This is a genomic window from Bacillus sp. ISL-18 (genome assembly GCF_018613415.1).
Classification (GTDB): Bacteria; Bacillota; Bacilli; order Bacillales; family Cytobacillaceae; genus Neobacillus.
Map to the genome: position 1 here is coordinate 400,738 of NZ_JAGGQG010000010.1, position 19,642 is coordinate 420,379.

At 37.9% G+C, this 19,642-nt stretch carries 26 protein-coding genes; 1 reads left to right on the forward strand and 25 read right to left on the reverse strand.

All coding sequences use genetic code 11. The features are described from left to right. Positions 1-6 precede the first annotated feature (6 nt). The 9 genes from accB to spoIIIAA all read right to left on the reverse strand — a co-directional run bounded on the left by accB (position 7) and on the right by spoIIIAA (position 6,118). A complete protein-coding gene (accB, locus tag J7E81_RS15035) occupies positions 7-516 on the reverse strand; it encodes an acetyl-CoA carboxylase biotin carboxyl carrier protein (RefSeq protein ID WP_215043395.1) in 510 nt (169 codons plus the stop codon). A gap of 455 nt (positions 517-971) precedes the next feature. After that, the gene (locus J7E81_RS15040; protein WP_215043397.1) at positions 972-1,529 is read right to left on the reverse strand and encodes a SpoIIIAH-like family protein; all 558 of its coding nucleotides are present in this window, start codon (positions 1,527-1,529) and stop codon (positions 972-974) included. 13 nt (positions 1,530-1,542) lie between these two features. Beyond that, entirely contained in the window at positions 1,543-2,193 is a 651-nt protein-coding gene (spoIIIAG, locus tag J7E81_RS15045; protein ID WP_215043399.1) for a stage III sporulation protein AG, read from the reverse strand. Continuing rightward, positions 2,186-2,815 (reverse strand): stage III sporulation protein AF, encoded by a 630-nt coding sequence (spoIIIAF, locus tag J7E81_RS15050; protein ID WP_215043401.1) that lies wholly within the window; start codon positions 2,813-2,815, stop codon positions 2,186-2,188. The genes spoIIIAG and spoIIIAF overlap by 8 nt, the downstream gene beginning before the upstream one ends. A gap of 11 nt (positions 2,816-2,826) precedes the next feature. After that, positions 2,827-4,026 (reverse strand): stage III sporulation protein AE, encoded by a 1,200-nt coding sequence (spoIIIAE, locus tag J7E81_RS15055; RefSeq protein ID WP_215043405.1) that lies wholly within the window; start codon positions 4,024-4,026, stop codon positions 2,827-2,829. A 30-nt stretch (positions 4,027-4,056) separates the two neighbouring features. Continuing rightward, positions 4,057-4,446, reverse strand: a complete 390-nt coding sequence (spoIIIAD, locus tag J7E81_RS15060) for a stage III sporulation protein AD (RefSeq protein WP_098530063.1) — start codon at positions 4,444-4,446, stop codon at positions 4,057-4,059. A gap of 16 nt (positions 4,447-4,462) precedes the next feature. After that, positions 4,463-4,666, reverse strand: a complete 204-nt coding sequence (gene spoIIIAC, locus J7E81_RS15065) for a stage III sporulation protein AC (protein ID WP_026572556.1) — start codon at positions 4,664-4,666, stop codon at positions 4,463-4,465. 11 nt (positions 4,667-4,677) lie between these two features. Next, positions 4,678-5,193 carry a stage III sporulation protein SpoIIIAB gene (gene spoIIIAB / locus J7E81_RS15070; RefSeq protein WP_215043407.1) on the reverse strand — a complete coding sequence of 172 codons (516 nt, stop codon included), beginning with the start codon at positions 5,191-5,193 and terminating at the stop codon, positions 4,678-4,680. Between the two features lies 1 nt (position 5,194). Next, positions 5,195-6,118 carry a stage III sporulation protein AA gene (gene spoIIIAA / locus J7E81_RS15075; protein ID WP_215043409.1) on the reverse strand — a complete coding sequence of 308 codons (924 nt, stop codon included), beginning with the start codon at positions 6,116-6,118 and terminating at the stop codon, positions 5,195-5,197. 295 nt (positions 6,119-6,413) lie between these two features. Between spoIIIAA and J7E81_RS15080 the strand changes: the two genes are divergently transcribed. Further along, positions 6,414-7,085, forward strand: a complete 672-nt coding sequence (locus J7E81_RS15080; RefSeq protein WP_215043411.1) for an SIMPL domain-containing protein — start codon at positions 6,414-6,416, stop codon at positions 7,083-7,085. Between the two features lie 55 nt (positions 7,086-7,140). Here the strand turns inward: J7E81_RS15080 and J7E81_RS15085 are convergent, their stop codons facing one another. From J7E81_RS15085 to J7E81_RS15160, 16 genes are all read right to left on the reverse strand, one after another. After that, a complete protein-coding gene (locus J7E81_RS15085; protein ID WP_215043413.1) occupies positions 7,141-7,650 on the reverse strand; it encodes a TlpA family protein disulfide reductase in 510 nt (169 codons plus the stop codon). Positions 7,651-7,862: 212 nt separating this feature from the next. Beyond that, complete coding sequence (locus J7E81_RS15090; RefSeq protein ID WP_215043415.1) at positions 7,863-8,624, reverse strand: cytochrome c biogenesis protein; 762 nt, start codon at positions 8,622-8,624, stop codon at positions 7,863-7,865. A gap of 3 nt (positions 8,625-8,627) precedes the next feature. After that, on the reverse strand, positions 8,628-9,308 hold the full coding sequence (locus J7E81_RS15095; protein ID WP_215043417.1) for a heme exporter protein CcmB: 681 nt from the start codon (positions 9,306-9,308) through the stop codon (positions 8,628-8,630). Further along, positions 9,305-10,009 (reverse strand): ABC transporter ATP-binding protein, encoded by a 705-nt coding sequence (locus tag J7E81_RS15100; RefSeq protein WP_215043419.1) that lies wholly within the window; start codon positions 10,007-10,009, stop codon positions 9,305-9,307. The genes J7E81_RS15095 and J7E81_RS15100 overlap by 4 nt, the downstream gene beginning before the upstream one ends. Before the next feature lie 24 nt (positions 10,010-10,033). Then, a complete protein-coding gene (locus J7E81_RS15105) occupies positions 10,034-11,032 on the reverse strand; it encodes a hypothetical protein (RefSeq protein ID WP_215043421.1) in 999 nt (332 codons plus the stop codon). Then, a complete protein-coding gene (locus J7E81_RS15110) occupies positions 11,029-11,403 on the reverse strand; it encodes a hypothetical protein (protein ID WP_215043423.1) in 375 nt (124 codons plus the stop codon). The genes J7E81_RS15105 and J7E81_RS15110 overlap by 4 nt, the downstream gene beginning before the upstream one ends. A gap of 12 nt (positions 11,404-11,415) precedes the next feature. Then, positions 11,416-11,919: a cytochrome c-type biogenesis protein gene (locus J7E81_RS15115; RefSeq protein WP_215043425.1), complete on the reverse strand. Its 504-nt coding sequence runs from the start codon at positions 11,917-11,919 to the stop codon at positions 11,416-11,418. Between the two features lie 2 nt (positions 11,920-11,921). Beyond that, positions 11,922-13,904: a heme lyase CcmF/NrfE family subunit gene (locus tag J7E81_RS15120; RefSeq protein WP_215043427.1), complete on the reverse strand. Its 1,983-nt coding sequence runs from the start codon at positions 13,902-13,904 to the stop codon at positions 11,922-11,924. Between the two features lie 24 nt (positions 13,905-13,928). Further along, on the reverse strand, positions 13,929-14,381 hold the full coding sequence (locus J7E81_RS15125) for a cytochrome c maturation protein CcmE (protein ID WP_215043430.1): 453 nt from the start codon (positions 14,379-14,381) through the stop codon (positions 13,929-13,931). 13 nt (positions 14,382-14,394) lie between these two features. Next, entirely contained in the window at positions 14,395-15,453 is a 1,059-nt protein-coding gene (locus J7E81_RS15130) for a hypothetical protein (protein WP_215043432.1), read from the reverse strand. Positions 15,454-15,923: 470 nt separating this feature from the next. Beyond that, complete coding sequence (locus J7E81_RS30575; protein ID WP_374104047.1) at positions 15,924-16,364, reverse strand: c-type cytochrome; 441 nt, start codon at positions 16,362-16,364, stop codon at positions 15,924-15,926. 23 nt (positions 16,365-16,387) lie between these two features. After that, the gene (locus J7E81_RS30580; RefSeq protein ID WP_251028654.1) at positions 16,388-16,594 is read right to left on the reverse strand and encodes a c-type cytochrome; all 207 of its coding nucleotides are present in this window, start codon (positions 16,592-16,594) and stop codon (positions 16,388-16,390) included. A 9-nt stretch (positions 16,595-16,603) separates the two neighbouring features. Next, the gene (locus J7E81_RS30940; protein WP_308162218.1) at positions 16,604-17,053 is read right to left on the reverse strand and encodes a PCYCGC motif-containing (lipo)protein; all 450 of its coding nucleotides are present in this window, start codon (positions 17,051-17,053) and stop codon (positions 16,604-16,606) included. A gap of 165 nt (positions 17,054-17,218) precedes the next feature. Next, entirely contained in the window at positions 17,219-17,776 is a 558-nt protein-coding gene (efp, locus tag J7E81_RS15150) for an elongation factor P (protein ID WP_215043438.1), read from the reverse strand. Between the two features lie 20 nt (positions 17,777-17,796). After that, positions 17,797-18,858, reverse strand: coding sequence for a M24 family metallopeptidase (locus tag J7E81_RS15155; RefSeq protein WP_215043440.1), 1,062 nt, complete (start codon positions 18,856-18,858; stop codon positions 17,797-17,799). 76 nt (positions 18,859-18,934) lie between these two features. After that, on the reverse strand, positions 18,935-19,432 hold the full coding sequence (locus J7E81_RS15160; protein WP_215043442.1) for a YqhR family membrane protein: 498 nt from the start codon (positions 19,430-19,432) through the stop codon (positions 18,935-18,937). Between the last annotated feature and the right edge of the window lie 210 nt (positions 19,433-19,642).

Here is a 19,642-nt window from a genome sequence, read left to right on the forward strand (position 1 = left end):
CGCTCCTTATTCTGGCTTAACTAGAAATAGCGGTTGTCCATATTCAACTAATTGACCATTTTTAACTAGTATTTCAACGATTTCTCCGTCTACTTCTGCCTCAATTTCATTAAATAATTTCATCGCCTCAACAATACAAACGATTGAATCCTTTGATACCCGGTCTCCTGCTTTTACATAATTATCAGCATCTGGAGTTGGCGACGAATAGAAGGTTCCAACCATTGGTGAAGTGATTTTGTATAAATTTGCTTGTACGGCTGATTCATTTTCTGCTGCTTTTACGGCTTCCGGAGCAGCCTCTTGGACTTGAACAGCTGGTGCTGGCTGTACAGCCGGAACAGTTTGTACAGCTGCAGAGGCTGGCTGTGGTACTGAAACTGGCTGGGAAACAATCGTGGTTTGATTGTTTTTCTTCATTTGGATTTTTGAACCATCCATTTCATATACAAATTCATCGATACTGGATTGATCAACTAATTTAATCAATTCACGAATTTCTTGTACTTTTAACATTGAGTAACACTCCTTGTACAACTTAATTAGTACTAACTACTAATACTATACGATAATAGCTAGTAAAAGTTCAATCATCTTAATTGAATGCTGCTGACAATTTCAAAATGTCTACCCTATATATATTAATCTTTTTTGATCAAAAAAAGAAATATTTTACGATTTTCCTCCTTACAATTGAAGATTTTTACCTATTCTTAGTGAATTTAACCATCAAAAAATTATTGGTATATTCACTTTAAACAAGTCTGTTGATTGGAGCTCCAGGCACTTCGCTTTCCCAGCCCCTTACTCCCGCAGGAGTCTTCGTGCCTTCCGCGCAATCAACAGAGTGTTTTCAATAGACCTTCAACTCAACTATTAAAAATAAAAAATAAGTGTTTAAAATCATTTGGATCCCTCAACATAAAAAATTACCGAGAAAAATACCCTTTCTCGGCAATTTTTTATGTTATTTATTTTGCAGGCTGGTATTCAACTGCTACATAGTTTGTTTCATCAATCTCTTTTTTCACTTCCAGCATAATCTTATTCGCATCTGAAACAGATGGTTTTTTCTTTGCTTTGACGGTAACGATTACCTTTGGACCATCCGCCCTAACAAGTACATCCTCATAGCCCATTGTTTTAATGAATGTTTCAAGCAATTCTTCACTTTGAGCCACTTGATTTAGCTTATCCATTTGATCTTTTACTTTACTTTTTTCATCAGGAGAAAGATCAGTGGAAGCTAGTTCACTTGTCAATTCTTCCTGTTTTTGGCTGCGTAGGTCTTCCAGCTTCATACGGAGTTCTTCAAATGCTGAATCGCCGGCAACGCTGGATACAACTGTTTTGTCAACCTTTTCCTTTGTTTCAGTTGTTGATTTCCCTAAATTTTGATCCTTGGCCTTTTGTTGAACGGCAGCAAGATCATTGCTCTTTTGCTCTGGTGATGTAATGTAATAAACCGATAAAACCACAACTAAACTTAACATCGTTAATAACCAAACTGTTTGTTTTTTTAATAGCATATTCTTTTCCCCCTTATTTTTTAGGCATGACAGCCACTCGATGACTAGGTACTCCCAAAGCCCTAGTAACTGCTTCCTTAATCCATTTTTTCACTTCAATATTATCTGCGCCCTTAGCTACTACGAGTACCCCGCGAATATCGGGTTTCTTAGTTTCTACGACAATAGGAACCTCTTTATCTCCATTACGAATAATAACCAATTGTGTGTCTGTTGAAGAATCAACTACCTTACGTTGTCCGCCTTCACGGTCTGTTTCATCCGTCGTTTGTGATTTTGTTACTGTATTTTTTTCAAGTATTTTCTTGTCGGTTGAATCAATTGTTACGACAACGGTAACATCATTAACACCCAGCATTTCCTCTAAGGCCTTTTTCATTTGGTTTTCATACTTTTCTTCATATTGAGTTATTGCCTTATTCTCAGATGATTTCTTAATACCAAAGGCCGGAACATCCTCAGAAGCGATCTTTTCATTTGTTGCTGCCGGCTGCGCTTGAGTAGTTGAATTGCCTTTAAAAACAATATTTCCCACAAGCATAAAGGCAGCTCCAATACAGAGAACCAGCAACATATATTGGTATTTCCCAGGTTTCTTTTCACCCTTATTTTCCGGTTTAAGTATTTTCTTAAGCCATGATAATGGACCTTGATTGTTATCCATTTTTCTTTTTAATCCCCCCTTCAATCGAGACTTCTACAGTTTTCTCTGTTACATTCCATTTCTGTGACAGAAATGAAGCAATTTGTTTTGTTTCTTTGGTTGATCCTTTAGAAGGAAGAGGTGTTTCGGTGTTTATTTCAATTTGCTTAATTGCTTCGACTGTCTGAACGCTGTTTTCTGGCTGTTTTAGAAGAACCGTAACCTTTTGGAGGTTTTCAGGGAATGCTTTGTCGCTTTCTTCGTTCACTGCTAGGTCAATTTTTTCTATCTCCAATCCGTATTGATTCATCAACTCCTCCTTAACATCCTTTTTTAGCTGGACAGCCATTTCTTCTAAAATATATGCATGTTGGGAGGCTTGTATTTCTTTTTTCTTTAAATCTATTGAATTTTTGATATTTTTTTCTCCGGGAGCCTGATAGGAAGGGATAGCGCTCATAGTTGTTTCAAAGTCCTTGGAGATCAGCTTAAGGATAGGAGTAAGAATAATCGCGATTAAAAGGAGCCCGGTCACCATTTTGGTATATTTCTGCATACTAGAGTTTGGAAGCAGCATATCAATGACCGTCGCTAGCAGGATAAATAGGATAATATTCGTTACCCATTCTTTTAAGAAATCCATCATTCTCCCCCTTACCTCATCATCATCGTTAAATTCCCAGCCGCAACGATGACCGTAATACTTAAAAAGAACATAAGCGAGACAATTCCCAGGGCTGCAAATACATAGATGACACTTTTGCTGATAATATCAAGGCATTTAATAACTGGACCGCCCCCTAATGGCTGAAGGATGGCCGCTGCAAATTTATAAATAAACGAAATCATTAATATTTTTAAAGCCGGAAATGCCACGATGATTAGTAAAATAGCAACACCGGCGATTCCGACCGTATTTTTTAACAGGACGGAAGCACTGACGACCGTATCTGTTGCATCTGTAAACATTCTTCCTATAACAGGAATAAAATTCCCGGTAACAAATTTAGCTGTTCTAATGGCTACTCCGTCGGTTACGGCGGCTGATGCTCCTTGCACCGAAATAACACCAAGAAACACAGTTAAGAAAAGTCCCATTAATCCTATGCTCCAGTTTCGCAGCAGCGCTGCTAACTGCGACACTTTGTATTGTTCAGACATGGTACTGACAATACTCAGTAACGTGGCTAAAAAGAGAAGTGGAAGAATAATATATTGCATAATTAAGCCGCTCGAATTCATTAAGAAAAGGATGACTGGGTGAAAAAAGGCAGCGGACACAACTCCACCTGACGCAGCAATTAAAGCTAACAGAAGAGGAACAAGTGCCAGGACGAAGGAGATCATTGTTCCAATCGCTTCATTCGTATAGCTGATGGCAATATGGAAACTATTTAAAGCTATAATGACGAGCACCATATAGATAATTGAATAGGCTACTTTACTAATCGTGCTCTTTTCGAAGGCATTTTGCATCGATTGCAAGAACATGCTGAAAATGGTTAACATGATTAATGAACCCAATAATTTTCCATTCGCTACGAACTCATGAAAGGCGAATTTTAGTATTCCTTGACCCCATTCCTTAAAGGAAAATTTCTTGTCGCCTTTAACGAAATCATAAAGACTGCCCTTTTGACTTTCCGGGAGAAAGCCGCCATATTTAGTGGTAATATCCTCCCAATATTGTTGAAGCTCACTTATGTCCAACGTCTCTAACTGTTGGTCGACCAAATCCTGTGCTGAGAGTGACGCTTGAGTGTTTTTAGATTCTTCGGCAGCTTGTACACCTGGAATATGAAAAAATAATAAAACGAGAATCATGATAGGAATAAACTGCAGCTTTTGCCTCATTTTTACACACCTCTTTTGGGGGGGCTGTCCTCAACTAGGAATAAGTTTTATAATGGTTTCGATTAATACGGTTAAGATAGGGATGGACATAGCTAGAATGATAATTTTTCCGGCTAATTCGATTTTTGATGCAATTGCTCCTTGACCTGCATCCTTCGTGATCTGTGTAGCAAATTCTGCAATATAAGCAATTCCAATGATTTTAAGGATTGTCTCAACATAAACCATATTTACCTTTGCATTTACGGCGAGTTTTTCTAGCATATGAATAATTTCAAAAATTTTATCAACTAAAAAGAGAAAAATGACGCAACCTACAAAAACAACTAAGAGAAAAGCAAAATTAGGTTTTTGCTCTTTGATTATTAACGCAAGAAAAGTGGCGATAAGGGCTACACCGACTATTTTGATGATTTCAATGGCTGAGCCCCCCTCTCTATTGAAACAAGAATACAGATTTTATTTTTTGGAAAAGGTCATCCACAATTGTAGCTACTTGGAACAAGATGTAGATAAACCCAAATAATGTTACCCATTGGGCGTATTCTTTTTTCCCGACCTGATCTAGGACGGTATGCAAAAAGGCAACCACAATTCCTACCCCAGCGATTTTAAAGATAATATCGACTTCTAACCCCATTGCTTTTCCCCCTAAAATAATAAAATAATTAGTAACAACCCGGATAAGAATCCTAAGCTCTTTAGCATTTTTTCATATTTTGCTTGCCGGTCAATGGCATCAGCTTCTTCTCTTTCAAGATGGGAAAGGGTAAGCAAAATATGCTTTTGCTGGGAAATGCGGTCATGGCGTCCTAATGTTTCCCCAAATTGTTTCATTACCTCGAATTCACCCTGTTTTAAAGCGGTTAATTTCCAAATTTCTTGTAAACTAGTCTCCCAGGCATCTTTAACCGTTGTTTCTGTTTTTGTTAATCTACTCGCAAAGGTTTCAAAAAACTTTGACAGCGGATTTGTAAGCTGGGCGGATAATCTCCTAGCAGCCTCATGTAACGGTGTATGGCTGTACATTATTTCAGCCTCAAGTGATTGTAAGGCTGACCGTAATGCCCTTAATTGCTTAGGTCGGTCACTAAAATTCCGGGCAGCTTCGAACCCTGTCCAGGTCGTGGCAATAATAATGATAATGGCACCAATTAGTTTAATCATTTTATGTCACTCTCACTTTATGAGGCATTTCCTTACCCTCAGCATCGAGAATGCGGGTAATCGTTCCTGGCCCTGATAATCTGCTTAAGATGACAAAACGTTCAAATATCTTTTGGTCCATAATGTCCCTTAATGAGGGACGTTTTCTAATTTCATCTATATTTGAACCGTGGGTGGTCATCATCAGTTTAATTCCTGCATGTACCGCCTCTTGGATAGCTTCTGCATCTTCTCGGCGGCCGATTTCGTCAACAATCAGCACATCCGGACTCATCGAACGGATCATCATCATCATTCCTTCTGCTTTCGGACAAGCATCTAAGACATCTAGACGATGACCAAAGGTTAACTGTGGTACCCCATTCACGCACCCAGCAATCTCACTCCGCTCATCAACAATCCCCACTTTACTAGCTTTAATACCTTTTGCATGGTTCCCCGATGAAATGATTCTTGCAATATCCCGCAGCATTGTTGTTTTTCCTGTCTGCGGCGGTCCAATGATCATGGTATGCATCCAGTCTTCTTGAAAAATATAAGGAATAATTGCCTCCGCAATTCCAACCTTCTCCCTTGCAATTCTAATATTAAAAGAGGAGATATCCCTTATCGCCTTAACCTTTCCATCTTCAAGAATGACCTTTCCAGCCAGTCCAATCCGATGCCCTCCAGATATGGTAATATAACCGCGTTTAAGTTCTTCTTCCAGTGTATAGATGGAAAATTGACTAATTTTATTCAGAAGATGAAAAGCATCCTCAGGCTGAATAATATACGATAAAAACCTAGGAGCACCCTTTAGAGTGATCTCAATGGGACGGTTAATCCGGATGCGGATTTCCTCTACTTCTTCTTTTTGATTAGGAGGGATTTGATTGATTAAGCTGGCAAGATTTTTAGGTAAAAAGGTAAGAATCGTTTCCACGTATGTTTCCTCCTCCATTTTCCCTTTCTCATTAATTAAAATGTATGCCTGCTTGGACACAATATGACATCCACGTCTGTTAATTTCATTCTATTTTTTGGTAACTGTTAATAGAACAAAATACCACTTTTACTAGACTTTTAAGATACGAGGAACATAATCCGGGGACAGCCATATTTTATACAGAAAAGGCGTAAGCGCCCGTTTAGCGACGTCCAATAGTCGTGGGGGGCTGGAGCTGGACAATTCTCAAAGTCAGATATCCATAAAAAAAGTATGAAGGGACGGGGAATAAATGTATCCTTATCATGTACCTAATCGAAATGGACTCCATCCAAAAGGTCATTTAATAAAAGTGATTGGGGAAGGGGAACTCAGCCTGCCGCCGGATTCTGCGTCGGTGAACTTAGGGGTCATAACAGAAATGAAAGATCTTATACCCGCTCAGCAGCAAAATTCTGCTTCGGTGACAAAAGTAATTAATGCGATTAAGACACTAGGCATTCCCCAAAATTTAATCCAAACCTCTGATTATCGAATAGACACTGAATACGATTATGAACAAGGGAAACAACTTTTTCGCGGGTACAAAGTAACTCATTTAATACAGGTAAAAGTGGAAGGGCTTTCCTTAGTAGGAAAAGTTGTAGACACGGCGGTTCAAAATGGGGCGAACTTTGTATCTAACGTTCAATTTAGTCTAAAAAATAAAGACGGTTATTATTTGCAAGCCTTAGCTCTTGCTCTAAATAACGCCTGTGAAAAAGCAAAGACGATTGCCACAACCATTCATGCTACTTTAAATCCGACACCTACTTCGGTAGTGGAAAGCTGTTCTAGTGTACAGCCCATTCATTATCAAGCCGATGCCTTAGCAAAAGGGTTTAGTTCAACTCCAATTGAACCTGGTCAGCTTAAAATTAAGGCCGTTATTTCAGCAGAATTCCACTATCAAACAACGGTTTGACAAACAAAAAAGGACTGAGCCGAATATTGGCCTCAATCCTTTTCCATAGTATAGCTTATTTATCATATTTCTTTGCCCAATTGTATAATTGCATCTCCGTGACAGGGCCGTTAAAGTGCTCTCTGATTGTTCCCTGTTTATCAATGACAAAAGTTTCAGGTTGTCCTGTCACATTAAACATTTTTGATACCTGAGCATTATAATCGAATAAATAGTTCATTCCTTCTTGATTGTTTTTCGTGGACTTTTTTATCCTGTCAATCGTTTCACCGCGGTTAATCATAAGAAATGGATATTTTCCACCATAATCCTTTTGAAATGCTGCAAGTTCCGGGAATTCCTCCTTACATGGTTCACACCAGCTCGCAAAATAATTAATGATCACCACTTTGCCTTTATATTCAGAGAGTTTCGTAGTCCCACCCTCATATTTTGGCAATTCAAAGTTATACGCCTTATCACCGACATCGGTGTTTTTAGCCTTTGTTACCAAACTATATGCGAAAAAGCCAAACATGCCTATAATAAGAATGAGTACGAGTAATTTGATGACTCGCTGATTCATCGTGTTTCCTCCTGACACCAATAAGTTTTTAACAAAGGGCCTGGATACGGTTCACAGGCCCTTAAAAAATCACTTATCAAGTTCCTTTAAAAACTCTATTTCCTTTTTAAGCTTTGTGTGTCCTTTCCCTAAATTAACATATAAGCAAAAATTACCACCCATGCTACGGAATAAGCCCCATACATATATTCATAACCCATGTTAAATTCCTCCTATTTTTCCATGTCTGCTCTTAATTTTTCTTTATAACGTTCAACTTTTAGTTTCATATTTTCAAAGGTAACACCTTTATGAAGAAGGTAAGAATATAGAATCGTGAATGCTGCAAGTGATACAAACAATGCTGTCAGCATTGAACCATCTATTCCCCCACCCTGCTGGGAAGGACCATTTCCAAAAACGATTGGATGGAATTTTGTTTGCCACCAGCGAATAGCAAAGAATACAATGGGTACATCGGCAAATCCAATAATTCCAAATACCGCTGCAAGTCTTGCTTTTTTATCCCATACACCATCCATTTGGCGAATCATAATGTAAGCAATGTAGATAAAAAATAGGATTAACGTTGTGATTAACCGTGGTTCCCAAACCCACCAGGTATTCCATGAAGACTTTGCCCAAATTGGACCGGTTGTTAACACAATAATTGTAAAAACAATCCCAATTTCTGCAGAAACATAGGCATAAGTATCAAAAATTCTTTTTCGCTTAATCAAGAATAAAATGCTAAATACAAATGTAACGAAAAAGGCCATAAATGCCAGCCACGCTGAACTCACATGAAAATAAAAGATCTTCTGTGCAGCGCCCATTGTTTTTTCTTCCGCAGCATAGATAAAGATAAAATAGAGGGCAACTAACATGGAAACAACTGTCCCTCCAAACAAGACACTAGATATATTGTTTGGTTTCATTTCCGTGAAATTAGCTCCGGGAAGTACTGCTTTCTCTCGTTCGAGATTCATACTCATCACTTAAACCTCCAGCACATAATCAATTAATAAGAAACAAACAACAAAGAAGATTAGATCGTAAGCTGTAACAAGCTGGATCCAAGCTATGGCGCTCGAAATTTTCTCCATTTTCGTTAAGATTATCTTTGTTGCTTGCACAACTCCAATTAAAATAGGTGTTGTGATTGGAAAGAGCAAAAGCGGCAGCAGCATTTCACTGCTTTTAGAATTTGCTGCAAGGGCTGCTAAAAACGTCCCAATTGCGATAAATCCAAAATTTCCTAAAAAGACGACTAACAGGAAATAAGGAAGACTGCCGAGAAATTTAAAATCAAATAGTAAAAATAAAAACGGAATCGAAACGATTTCAACCACTACCATCATGGTGAAATTGGCCAGGAATTTTCCTAGATAAAGACTGGCTGCTTCCATTGGCGCTACCAACAAACCTTGCATCGTATCATTTCGCTGTTCGGAGATAAACGATCGATTGAGTCCAAGAATCCCGGCAAACACGATAATAACCCAGATGACTCCAGGAATAACCGCTCTTGTTGTATTATTCGCAGGGTCAAACGCAAAACTGAAAACTACGATAACGAGCCCCGCAAAAATAATTTGTGTAGTCAGGATTTGTTTTGTTTTTAGCTCTGAATATAGATCCTTCTTGGCTAGGAAGAGGGCTGTTCGGAAAAGGTTCATGATACACCCTCCACTTGCAGATCATATTTTTCAGTGACAAAACCGAGATTGTCATTTTGGATTCTAAAGTCATCAACAATTTTTCCATTCTTAACAATGATTATCCGGTCACAGATTTCCGCTGCTTGTTTAAAATCATGGGTTACCATTAATGTTGTTGTACCTTTTTCCTTGATGGATAAGATAACATTGTTTAAAATGGCAATCGCACCTTGATCCAAACCTGTATGCGGTTCATCCAAAAGGAGAATCTCGGGATCATGGATAATTGCCCTTGCAATCGCAATCCTTTGTATCATACCGCGGGAAAAATTTTTAACTGGCTCATTCAAAAAGAAGGATAAGCCCACATCTTTTACAAGCATCCTAGCCTTCTGTTCAACATCCTTAACCCCGTATATATTCCCAAAGAAGACGAGATTTTCTAACGGTGAGTAATGATCATAAAGCAAGCTGGAATGGGGTAAATATCCCAATAATTTTTTTATCGGAATCTGGTTCTTTCTTAATTCCAAGCCGTTCACTATTACCTGGCCGGATGTCGGCTTTATTAAGGAAGCCAGTACCTTTAACAGTGTACTTTTCCCCGCACCATTTGGTCCTAGGATGGCAACTGTTTCCCCTTTTTTTATTGAGAGGTTAACGCCACGTAAGATCAGCTTATTGTCTGCTTGCTTCGTCAGATTTTTTATTTCAATCATCATGAGTCCCTCCCATCCCAGCTGTTATTCAATAAACGTACGTAAATTTAGCTTAACTTGAACTAGATGCTGTTTGTAGGCAGCAAGCTTTCCATGATAGTCGTCTTCTGAGATTTTCCCATCATCAAAGGTTTCTTCTAGTTCAATGATCTTCTCCATGATTGCTTTTTGTTTTGCTAGTAATTGTTTAAATGCCTTTTCTTCTTTATCTGCGCCTAGTCTTTCTTCTTCTAATCTAGCTTTTCTTTTAAAGTAGATAAAATAGGCAATACCTGCAATTATGATTGCTCCAATAATTATTAGGAAGATGTGTGGGTTGAAACTGTGTAATGGTGATTGTGCCCACATTCTTAAATGTCCAGGGTTATGAAATGCCGGTGCAGTGTGAGTTACCCCGGTTGTGCTATTTTTATCTGTCGTTGTTGCCGCCAGCTTAGTTTCATCGGCTGGCGGTTGAACATCTTTTTTGTAGACTAGTGTAAATGTCTGTTTTTCCTTCAACCCTTCAATACTGTAGCCAAAATAGCTTTGATCATCAAATTTGAAAAGACCTTGACTAGTTGCTTCTGCACCATTAACTTCAACACTGCCCATTCCTTCAGGAACAAGGATTTGCATCATTTCAACAGGATAATCCATGGATAATTTGATTTCTTTGCCTTTTGGCATTCGATAGCTGTAAGGGAGCACAGTTGTTTGATTCGCCGGAATTGGGGTCGTTGTAATAAATCCTTTATCCACTTGCTTAAAAGCAATTTTACTATCTAAAAAATTTAGATCCTTCGCATTTTCAGGCAGCGTAACCTTTAAAACTGCTTCACTCTTGCCATCACCTTTATATTCCTGTGCAGAAGTGTTGGTATAATTAACCATATTCATCATATTAGTAGACCCATCTTCTGCGGAGCTCACAACCAGGTAATGCATGTCAATGGCTATCTTTGAATCTGTTGTTGCAGCTAATCCCTGGAAAGGAAATAATATCAATAGTCCAAGGAAGAAAACGGTGATTTTTTTGATCACTTTCCTTCCCCCTTTTTCTTTGCATAGTTTTTCATTTGTTCTTCAATTTCTTTTTCTACTTCTGCCATTAGGTCTTTATCAACACTTGTGTCTACAAACTGGTCTTCTTCCTTCATAATCTTGGCTACTTCTATTTCATATTGCCTTTTTAAGTTCTTATAATCCGCATGTGAAATTTTATCCATCTTGTACTCAAACTCGATTTCATTAAGTGTGGTCAATAAGGCCTCTTTCGTGGCAGCTATATCTTGGTCCTTTGAACTTAATTGGATAAACGTATCCCACTTAAAAAATGGAGCTACTATTAAAAACAAACATATTAGAGCCAATGCTGCTGTAAAAATTATTGATAAGATTGAGATATCATGCATTTTATTCACATCCTAAAGATACTTTTTGCGTTCTTCATCGATCATCGAGGTAAGGATTTCTCCCTCCACTTCATCCTCAGTGCTTTCGTAATCAGTCTTTACGACATCTGTACCTTTTTTCTTCACCCACTTACGGATAATGATGAATACAGCTATTGCCGCTAATCCTAAAACGACAAACGGAAGAACCCATGCTGTTAAACTAAAACCGCTTTTCTCAGGGGATGTTAAGATTTCTTCACCATAAATATTGACATAGTATTGACGAATTTTATCTTTATCCCAGCCTTTGTTCATCATCCCTACCAAGTCCTTTTTAAACTCAGTAGTCAGATTACAAGTATTTGGATCGCATTCATAGTGATCTTGACCACAACCGCATGTACAGGCAAATTGCTGGGCAACTGCTTTAAATTCAGCCGATTTATAATCAATTTGTCTTGCTTCTGCTCGAATAAATGAACCTTGAAAAATAAACGCAATTACCAGGAGCCCTAAATAAAATTTCTTTTTCATTATTAAGACACCTCTTTGCGTACTCCTGTGTACCTCGGAGTGACATTTCCATATTTTCCGTTCCAAACTGCAAATAATGCACCAATTACAATCATAAAGGAACCAAACCATAGCCAATCCATCATTGGGTTAACTTTCACAACAAAGGTTGCTTTTCCATTATCTTCCCATGCGCTTAATACGATATATAAGTCTTCTTTAACCGATGAAATGATGGCCACTTCAGAAGATGGCTGCTCCCAGTTACCATAAAACACTTTTTCAGGTTGGAAGGTGCCAATTTTTTTACCTTTTTTAAAAACGGTAACGTCTGCATAAACGATATCGTTAATTCCCTCTTTCTTTTGATCAAGACGATCATAATTGATCCGGTAATCCCTAAGCTCAATTGATTGGCCTAAAGAAACAGTTTTCATCGTTTCCACATCATAATTTTGTGAACCGATAATACCCATTGTTATAAAGGCAATACCAAGGTGGACAATATATCCACCATAGCGGCGGCGGTTGCGGACCATTAAACGATACAAGGCAACCAATGGAGATTCTTTTGTCATTTTCCGTCTAGCTTTCACACCTCTATAAAACTCTAAGAAATGTGTGACCAACAATAAAATAATAACTCCGTATCCAATTACAGCCCATGCTTTTTGGATGCCTAGTACAGCCATTAAAACCATTCCAATTACAGCAAGAATCGCTGGAATCAAAAAGTTCTTTCGAAGGTTTTTTACAGTAGATTTCTGCCATGCAAGCAATGGACAGACAGCCATAACAAACATCATTGACAATAGAATTGGCGCTTCTACTTTATTAAAGAACGGCATACCTACTGTTACTTTCGTCCCTCGGACAGCTTCAGATACAAGCGGGAAAACAGTTCCCCAAAAAGTAGCAAATGCTGCACCTACTAATAGTAAGTTATTAACTAAAAAACTACTTTCTTTCGAAACAATTGAATTGACCTCGCCTGCACTTCGTTTAAGCAAATTGTACCGGCTCATTAGTACATAGAGAGCCAGGATGACCGCTACACCCATGAAAATTAAGAAATATAATCCTAGATTAGAGTTAGCGAAAGCATGGACAGATGTTAAAACACCACTGCGCACAAGGAATGTTCCAAATAACGTTAATGCATAGGAGACAATAATTAAGCTTATATTCCATATTTTTAACATATTTTTACGTTCTTGAATCATAATGGAGTGAAGGAAGGCTGTTGCTGTCAGCCATGGCATAAATGATGCATTTTCTACTGCATCCCATGCCCAATATCCACCCCAGCCAAGCTCTACATACGCCCATTGTCCACCAAAGATATTTCCAAGACTTAAAAATAACCAGGCAACAATTGTCCAGCGTCGTGTCATTTTAATCCAAAAATCGTCAACGTTTTTCATGATTAATGCTGCCATCGCAAAGGCAAAAGGTACGGCGAGACCAACATAACCAAGGTAAAGTGTCACAGGATGAATAATCATCCCCGGGTTTTGCAGCATTGGATTTAAACCCTTACCCTCTGTCGGAACGGCTGCCAATAAATTGAATGGTTTTGCGACAAATCCCAGAATAAAAAAGAAGAAAACCGCATTGGCCATTAAAATGGCTGAGATGTAAGGAACCATTGGGTTTCCTTTCATCTTTCTTGAAAACGTGATCATCACCATGTAAAGAGTTAAGAAAAAGGTCCATAATAATAACGATCCAGCATTTCCAGCCCATAGAGCAGTAAGTTTATAAATAATTGGCAGTTCACTGCTGGTATAATCGGTAACGTATTCGTATTGAAATTGAGAAGTGGCTAATAGGTAGAACATAACAATCATGGCCATACCTGCACAAACAAATAATGCAATCATGCCACTCTTTCCACTGTTGACGAATTTTTGATTTTTTGTGCTTATCCCCAGAGTAAGGATGAGGAGCGAATAAACTGCAATGGCTAAACCTATATAAATCGTTGCGTTGGCAAATAAATACATTTCGTCACCTTCTAACGTTGACTATTATTTTTTATTCACTGGCTTATCAAGCAATTGTTTATGTTTTTCAGGGTCATAGTTTTTCATATCTTTTCCTTCGTATTTAGAAGGGCATCTCGTTTTGACCGATTCTGCTTCAAACGTATTCCTTTTCGTAGGGGCACCTTGAAGAATGGTAATCACTCCCTCTGAAAAATTATCTGGTTTTGTACCATGATAGATCACGTGCATGACGTTGCCATGATTATCTTTTACATCAAATTTCAGTTGAATTTTGTCTGGATTCCATTTAATTGTTTTTTCTATTAATAATCCCTCAACCGTAACAAAATCGTCTTTGTGCTGGTCTTGAGTCGCCAACAATTCTTTCAAAGTCAGTTCTACACCGCTAGAACCAGGCGTCGCAGCCATCAATAAGAATACAATCGCACCCGCAATAATAAAGCCGCCTAACATCACAAGCGTATTTTTCTTCACTTAGCCCACCTCATTAGATCAATTTTTTCATTTCTTCCTCGTACATTTCCTGGTCAATTTTACCTGTTAACAACTTTTTACGAAGTTCCTTTTTTTCTTCGGCATTATTTGGTTTATGATCTTTTTTCCCAGTTAATTGTTTTGCAGGCTGCTGTTTTTGTTTTGTTCCTTTTGCTAGAGAACGCCGGCCCCTTTGAACATTACCCTTTAATCCTAAATAAACGAAAACCCCTGCGATGATTAAAGCTATTCCAATAATAGAAGCTCCGCCACCCCCAATAAGCGGCTGTTTAGTGGTCCTGCTTGATGTTTCTTTTATTTCTTGGTCTGTTGCTGTACTGCCACTTTTGTCCGTAGAAGCTTGTTGTTTGTTAATTGCCTCCATGGTGGATTCCGTTCCAGCCTTCTGGTATGAAAAAGAGTATGTAAGGTTTTCTTTTGCTTTGACACCCTTATATTGGTAGTAATTAAGTTCTTCGCCATACTCACTCTTAGTGTTGTTAGCTGCTTTTGGCTCTAACTTTATATTTTTTGCATCCATTGGAGAGTAAAAAACGACATCTAATTTGTCAATTGCAGCGTTATTCATCAGCTGATATGTAAAACTTTTTTGCTCTTTTACCTCTATCGTTTTTGTGTAATATTCAATTACAAATTGATAGGTTTCATTATTCTTGATTGCCTTTGCCGGCTTCCAAGATACGATTCCTTTTTCCTTATCAACATCATATGGACGTTGGACCTCTGGCTTATTTTCCTCTGGAAACTCTGCCACTAAATAGGCTTCAAATCCCTTTTCCTTCGCAGGAATAGGTATTTCAATTTTCCCATCATAATCTTGACCGCTTTTGTTTGTAATGGTTCCATACTCACCAACTAGTAATGAGGGTGAGGGCACATCCCTTGACCCCCAATCTTCCGGGTAGTCAAACTCTGGCATAACTTGTACTTGCATTTCCTTAAATGGAAATTTCTCCGCTTGAAATATTGTTGCAGCACTAGTTTTAGAGCTTATAAAACTAGTTAGAAATGAAGCAATGACGAACATTGCCAACCACTTTTTCTTAAGCATATTAATCCTCCTTGGCTTGGAAAACTCCTCACTTGAACATCCAATTTTCACTATAGTCCTCTTAGAAACAAATATAATCGTTCTGCTGCCTATAAAGTTGAATCACTATTGAACATTTTGTTAAAGGGCGAAAACGTTTGAGTTTTTGACAAAAAACCACCACAAAATGTTCACATCTTTAAGATTACTTCGATTTTTTGAGTAATTTGTCGGATTTTAAAACTCTAAACATAGGAACAAAAGCGAAAGCGCCTTGGTCAGCCCCGACAAGCATAAGACGAGCCGGCCGAAAGGTTGCTTTTTAACCTTTTGGACGGATTGGCTTATGACCTCGAGGGGCTAGGCGCTGGAGCTGGACGATTCTAAACCTGTAAATAATTATTCACAAGAAATAAATCTATAATTTCCTATAACATAAAAAAACCTGCATCCAAAATAGCAGGATACAGGTTTTTATCATCTTCTTTAATTTATTTCTTTTCTTCCAAGGATCGGATATAGCTCACAATATCTGAGATTTCCTGTTTCTTTAACTGACGCACACCATCAAGACCTTTTAAAGACGGACCCATTCTCGTCTCTTCACGGCCATAAGCAGTACTAATCCATATTTGCTTATCGGTTGTTAATTTTAAATATTGCGGAGACGCAAGAGCTGTTCCCATTCGCAACATCCCCGCGCCTGCTTCCATATGACAGTTCTGACAATACAGATTGTACAGTTTTTTTCCATTTACCGAGTTCCCGTCAATGGTATTTGGCACATTAAAACTAATATCTTCTGTTTGCCAAGTACGGATATAGGTTACTAGATTTTTTATCTCTGTCTGAGATAATCTTGGTCCATAGGCCGGCATACCGGTTCCTTCTCTTCCAAATTTTATATAATTATATATATCTTTATCAGGCACAGAGTTTAAGAAATTTTGATTATTTAAAGCAGTTCCTGCCTTTTCCCCTTCACCTTTTCCCCTTCACCTTTTCCAGTATCACCATGACAGATCATACAATTTTTATTGTATACCTTTTCACCAGCTGTGATAGCCTGTGAATTCTCTTTACCAAAAATATCACTATTACTTATACAAATGATAATACCAATTATAACCAAAACATAAAATCCAATTAATATTTTCTTCATGGGTTACCCCTACTTTGGCTGAGGTGTTGGGGTTGCTTCCCCTAAGTCTTTGTACTTTTCACTAATCAATTCATAAATTTTCTGAGGACTCTTACCGTTAAGATGCATATCTATTGCCTCCCGGGCAATATTGACACACGTATCTCACGATATACCATGTGAATCCCATTCTTGTACCTCGTTGTTTTCACCAACGGACTTAACAAAGCAATCTAAATTACTCTTATGACCATCTGCCACACAACCACAGTAACAGGGTACTTGAGCAACAACCTCAGGATAAGTTGATGCCATTATATACGTTTCTTGAACTTTTTCAGAAGAGTTTAAAACAAAATCAGGTAGTGGTGTATGTTTCTTATCAAGCTTCCAACTTTGGTCATCAAGTTTTGAGCTGCATCCTGACGCTGCAATGGCTAATAGAATGAAAAGGAAAAAGAAAGTTGTCATTCGTTTCATCTATTGATTCACCCCTTTCCAAATATTCTTATACTAGTTCATTTTATCAAACCGATGTTTGGTGACTTGCTCTTAATTCTTACTATTTGGTGAAGTTTTTAATTTTGCTATAACACGAAAAAAACCTTAGACCATATGATGATCTAAGGTTTTATGCTTTAGAACTTATGCACGAGAAACATAGCTTGCTTCTGTGGTGTTAATGATGAGTTTATCCCCTTGGTTAATGAAGAATGGCACTTGAACAATAAGACCGGTTTCAAGTGTTGCAGGTTTAGTACCGCCAGAAGCTGTATCACCTTTGATGCCAGGTTCTGTTTCGGTAACTTCTAATACAACTGTGTTTGGCAATTCTACACCGAGTGTTTCATATTGGAACATCATGATATGAACTTCCATGTTTTCTTTTAAGAATTTTAATTCGTATTCAATGTTTGCTGCTGGCAGTTCCACTTGTTCATATGATTCCATATCCATGAACACATGAGAATCACCATTTGCATATAGATATTGCATTTTACGATTGTCAATCTGTGCTTTTTCTACCTTTTCACCCGCACGGAACGTTTTTTCTTGTATCGCTCCATTTCGCAAGTTACGAAGCTTTGAACGAACAAATGCAGCTCCTTTTCCCGGCTTTACGTGTTGAAAGTCTAGAACGCGCCATAGACCGCCATCCACCTCAATGGTTAAACCAGTTTTAAAATCGTTAACAGAAATCATATTTAAATCCTCCTAAATTCTTACAATATAATTAATTCCTTTGTGGAATGGGTTAGAGCTTCATTATGAGTGTTCGTAATCAAGGTATCATCTTCTATACGAACTCCGCCAAGGCCTGGAATGTAAATTCCCGGTTCACAAGTAACCACCATGCCAGGCGCTAAAATGATATCCGACTTCATTGATAAACCAGGGCCCTCATGAACTTCAAGTCCAATCCCATGACCAGTAGAGTGACCGAAATATTCACCATAACCTTTTTCTGTTATGTAGTCTCTGGTAATGGCATCTGCTTCTTTTCCTGTAATACCAGGTTTAAATCCAGCCATCCCGCGGAGCTGTGCTTCAAGGACAATCTCATAAATTTCCTTCATTCTTACATCTGGTTCTCCAACGGCAACTGTCCGGGTAATGTCGGAAACATAACCATTATAATAGCAGCCATAGTCCATGGTTACGATATCTCCTGCTTCAATTACCTTATCACTTGCAACACCGTGTGGAAGGGCTGCGCGATGACCAGAAGCAACGATGGTATCAAAAGAAGAAGAGGTAGCACCGGCCTTTCTCATAAAAAACTCGAGCTCATTTGATACTTCTAATTCGGTTTTACCTGGACGGATAAAATCCAAAATATGTTTAAATGCAGCATCAGCGATATCTGCAGCCACCTTTAATATCTTAATCTCTGCGTCTGTCTTTATCAAGCGTAACTTTTCAATCACTCCGGAAATAGGAACAAGTTCATTATCCATTTCTTTTTCATATACTTTAAAGGAGGAATAAGTTAGATAGTCCTCCTCAAAACCAAGTTTTTTAATCCCTAAATTTTTCACTTGTAAGGCAATTTCTTCCGGAATAGAACCAGAGTATTTGATGATTTCAAAGCCTTGGCATTGTTCACTAGCTTGTTCAATATAACGGAAGTCTGTAATAAACAGAGCCTTCTCTGCACTAATTAAGACAACACCTGCAGACCCTGTGAAATTTGATATGTAGCGGCGATTATAAGGGCTGGTAATCAGAATACCATCAATGCCGTTTCCCGAAAAAGCTGATCGTAACTTCTCTAATTTTTCCATTGTATCTCCATTCTCCCTTTCATGGTTAAGATAAAGATATTTTATCATAACCTTTAATCATTCGACTATTTAGAAATTAGGTTGAAGCCTCTTTGTCTTGCACTTTACTAATTTCATATTCATAATTAATGGAATAACCAATAAAAGTTCCATATAGGATATATAAACAAATAGAAGTTATAATGGTGTTCTTGGTTAACTCCATAAATGGTTTAATTCCCGGGAAAATGGGGTTAAGGACAAAAAAGACCAATAAAAATAAAACAATACCAAATCCCATCCCGAACCAGATCCCCTTTAATTTTCTTAGGACTGCATAATAAACGAAAGCGATGATAATTGAAACAATTATTAGAAATATCAAGGAAATTACTTTACCAATCCAGCTGTACTTCCAATCACCCAAAGCCCATGGTTCAAGTATGACATTGGGGCTAACTTCTGTAAAATTAAAAAAATAAGCGATATACCCTATGACTCCCCAAAAAAATCCTCCAAATAAACCAGTCCAAAATACCATCATTAAGAATGACATTGGTTTTGGGTAATTATTGTTATGCTGTTCGTTTGTCATGATGACTCCTCCGTTCTTTATTTTAACCATGCTCATATTATGTAGTTCATAGTAAATTCCATCATTATTATGCCCGTAGAAAAATCAATCCTTACATAGAAAAATTTTTTTCTGTTTTTATATGGAAATATTATGTCATCCTAGAGGTTTTTTCACTTTTCTAGTAGAATAAAATTAAGTACATACAGATTTATCATTTCTGCTATTGTG

Bases quoted from the DNA above. Each gene is read 5' to 3' on its own strand.
- accB (WP_215043395.1), bottom strand. From the start codon at position 516: ATGTTAAAAGTACAAGAAATTCGTGAATTGATTAAATTAGTTGATCAA.
- J7E81_RS15040 (WP_215043397.1), bottom strand. From the start codon at position 1,529: ATGCTATTAAAAAAACAAACAGTTTGGTTATTAACGATGTTAAGTTTA.
- spoIIIAG (WP_215043399.1), bottom strand. From the start codon at position 2,193: ATGGATAACAATCAAGGTCCATTATCATGGCTTAAGAAAATACTTAAA.
- spoIIIAF (WP_215043401.1), bottom strand. From the start codon at position 2,815: ATGGATTTCTTAAAAGAATGGGTAACGAATATTATCCTATTTATCCTG.
- spoIIIAE (WP_215043405.1), bottom strand. From the start codon at position 4,026: ATGAGGCAAAAGCTGCAGTTTATTCCTATCATGATTCTCGTTTTATTA.
- spoIIIAC (WP_026572556.1), bottom strand. From the start codon at position 4,666: ATGGGGTTAGAAGTCGATATTATCTTTAAAATCGCTGGGGTAGGAATT.
- spoIIIAB (WP_215043407.1), bottom strand. From the start codon at position 5,193: ATGATTAAACTAATTGGTGCCATTATCATTATTATTGCCACGACCTGG.
- J7E81_RS15080 (WP_215043411.1), top strand. From the start codon at position 6,414: ATGTATCCTTATCATGTACCTAATCGAAATGGACTCCATCCAAAAGGT.
- J7E81_RS15085 (WP_215043413.1), bottom strand. From the start codon at position 7,650: ATGAATCAGCGAGTCATCAAATTACTCGTACTCATTCTTATTATAGGC.
- J7E81_RS15090 (WP_215043415.1), bottom strand. From the start codon at position 8,624: ATGAGTATGAATCTCGAACGAGAGAAAGCAGTACTTCCCGGAGCTAAT.
- J7E81_RS15095 (WP_215043417.1), bottom strand. From the start codon at position 9,308: ATGAACCTTTTCCGAACAGCCCTCTTCCTAGCCAAGAAGGATCTATAT.
- J7E81_RS15100 (WP_215043419.1), bottom strand. From the start codon at position 10,009: ATGATTGAAATAAAAAATCTGACGAAGCAAGCAGACAATAAGCTGATC.
- J7E81_RS15110 (WP_215043423.1), bottom strand. From the start codon at position 11,403: ATGCATGATATCTCAATCTTATCAATAATTTTTACAGCAGCATTGGCT.
- J7E81_RS15115 (WP_215043425.1), bottom strand. From the start codon at position 11,919: ATGAAAAAGAAATTTTATTTAGGGCTCCTGGTAATTGCGTTTATTTTT.
- J7E81_RS15120 (WP_215043427.1), bottom strand. From the start codon at position 13,904: ATGTATTTATTTGCCAACGCAACGATTTATATAGGTTTAGCCATTGCA.
- J7E81_RS15130 (WP_215043432.1), bottom strand. From the start codon at position 15,453: ATGCTTAAGAAAAAGTGGTTGGCAATGTTCGTCATTGCTTCATTTCTA.
- J7E81_RS30580 (WP_251028654.1), bottom strand. From the start codon at position 16,594: ATGAAGAAAATATTAATTGGATTTTATGTTTTGGTTATAATTGGTATT.
- efp (WP_215043438.1), bottom strand. From the start codon at position 17,776: ATGATTTCTGTTAACGATTTTAAAACTGGTTTAACCATTGAGGTGGAT.
- J7E81_RS15155 (WP_215043440.1), bottom strand. From the start codon at position 18,858: ATGGAAAAATTAGAGAAGTTACGATCAGCTTTTTCGGGAAACGGCATT.
- J7E81_RS15160 (WP_215043442.1), bottom strand. From the start codon at position 19,432: ATGACAAACGAACAGCATAACAATAATTACCCAAAACCAATGTCATTC.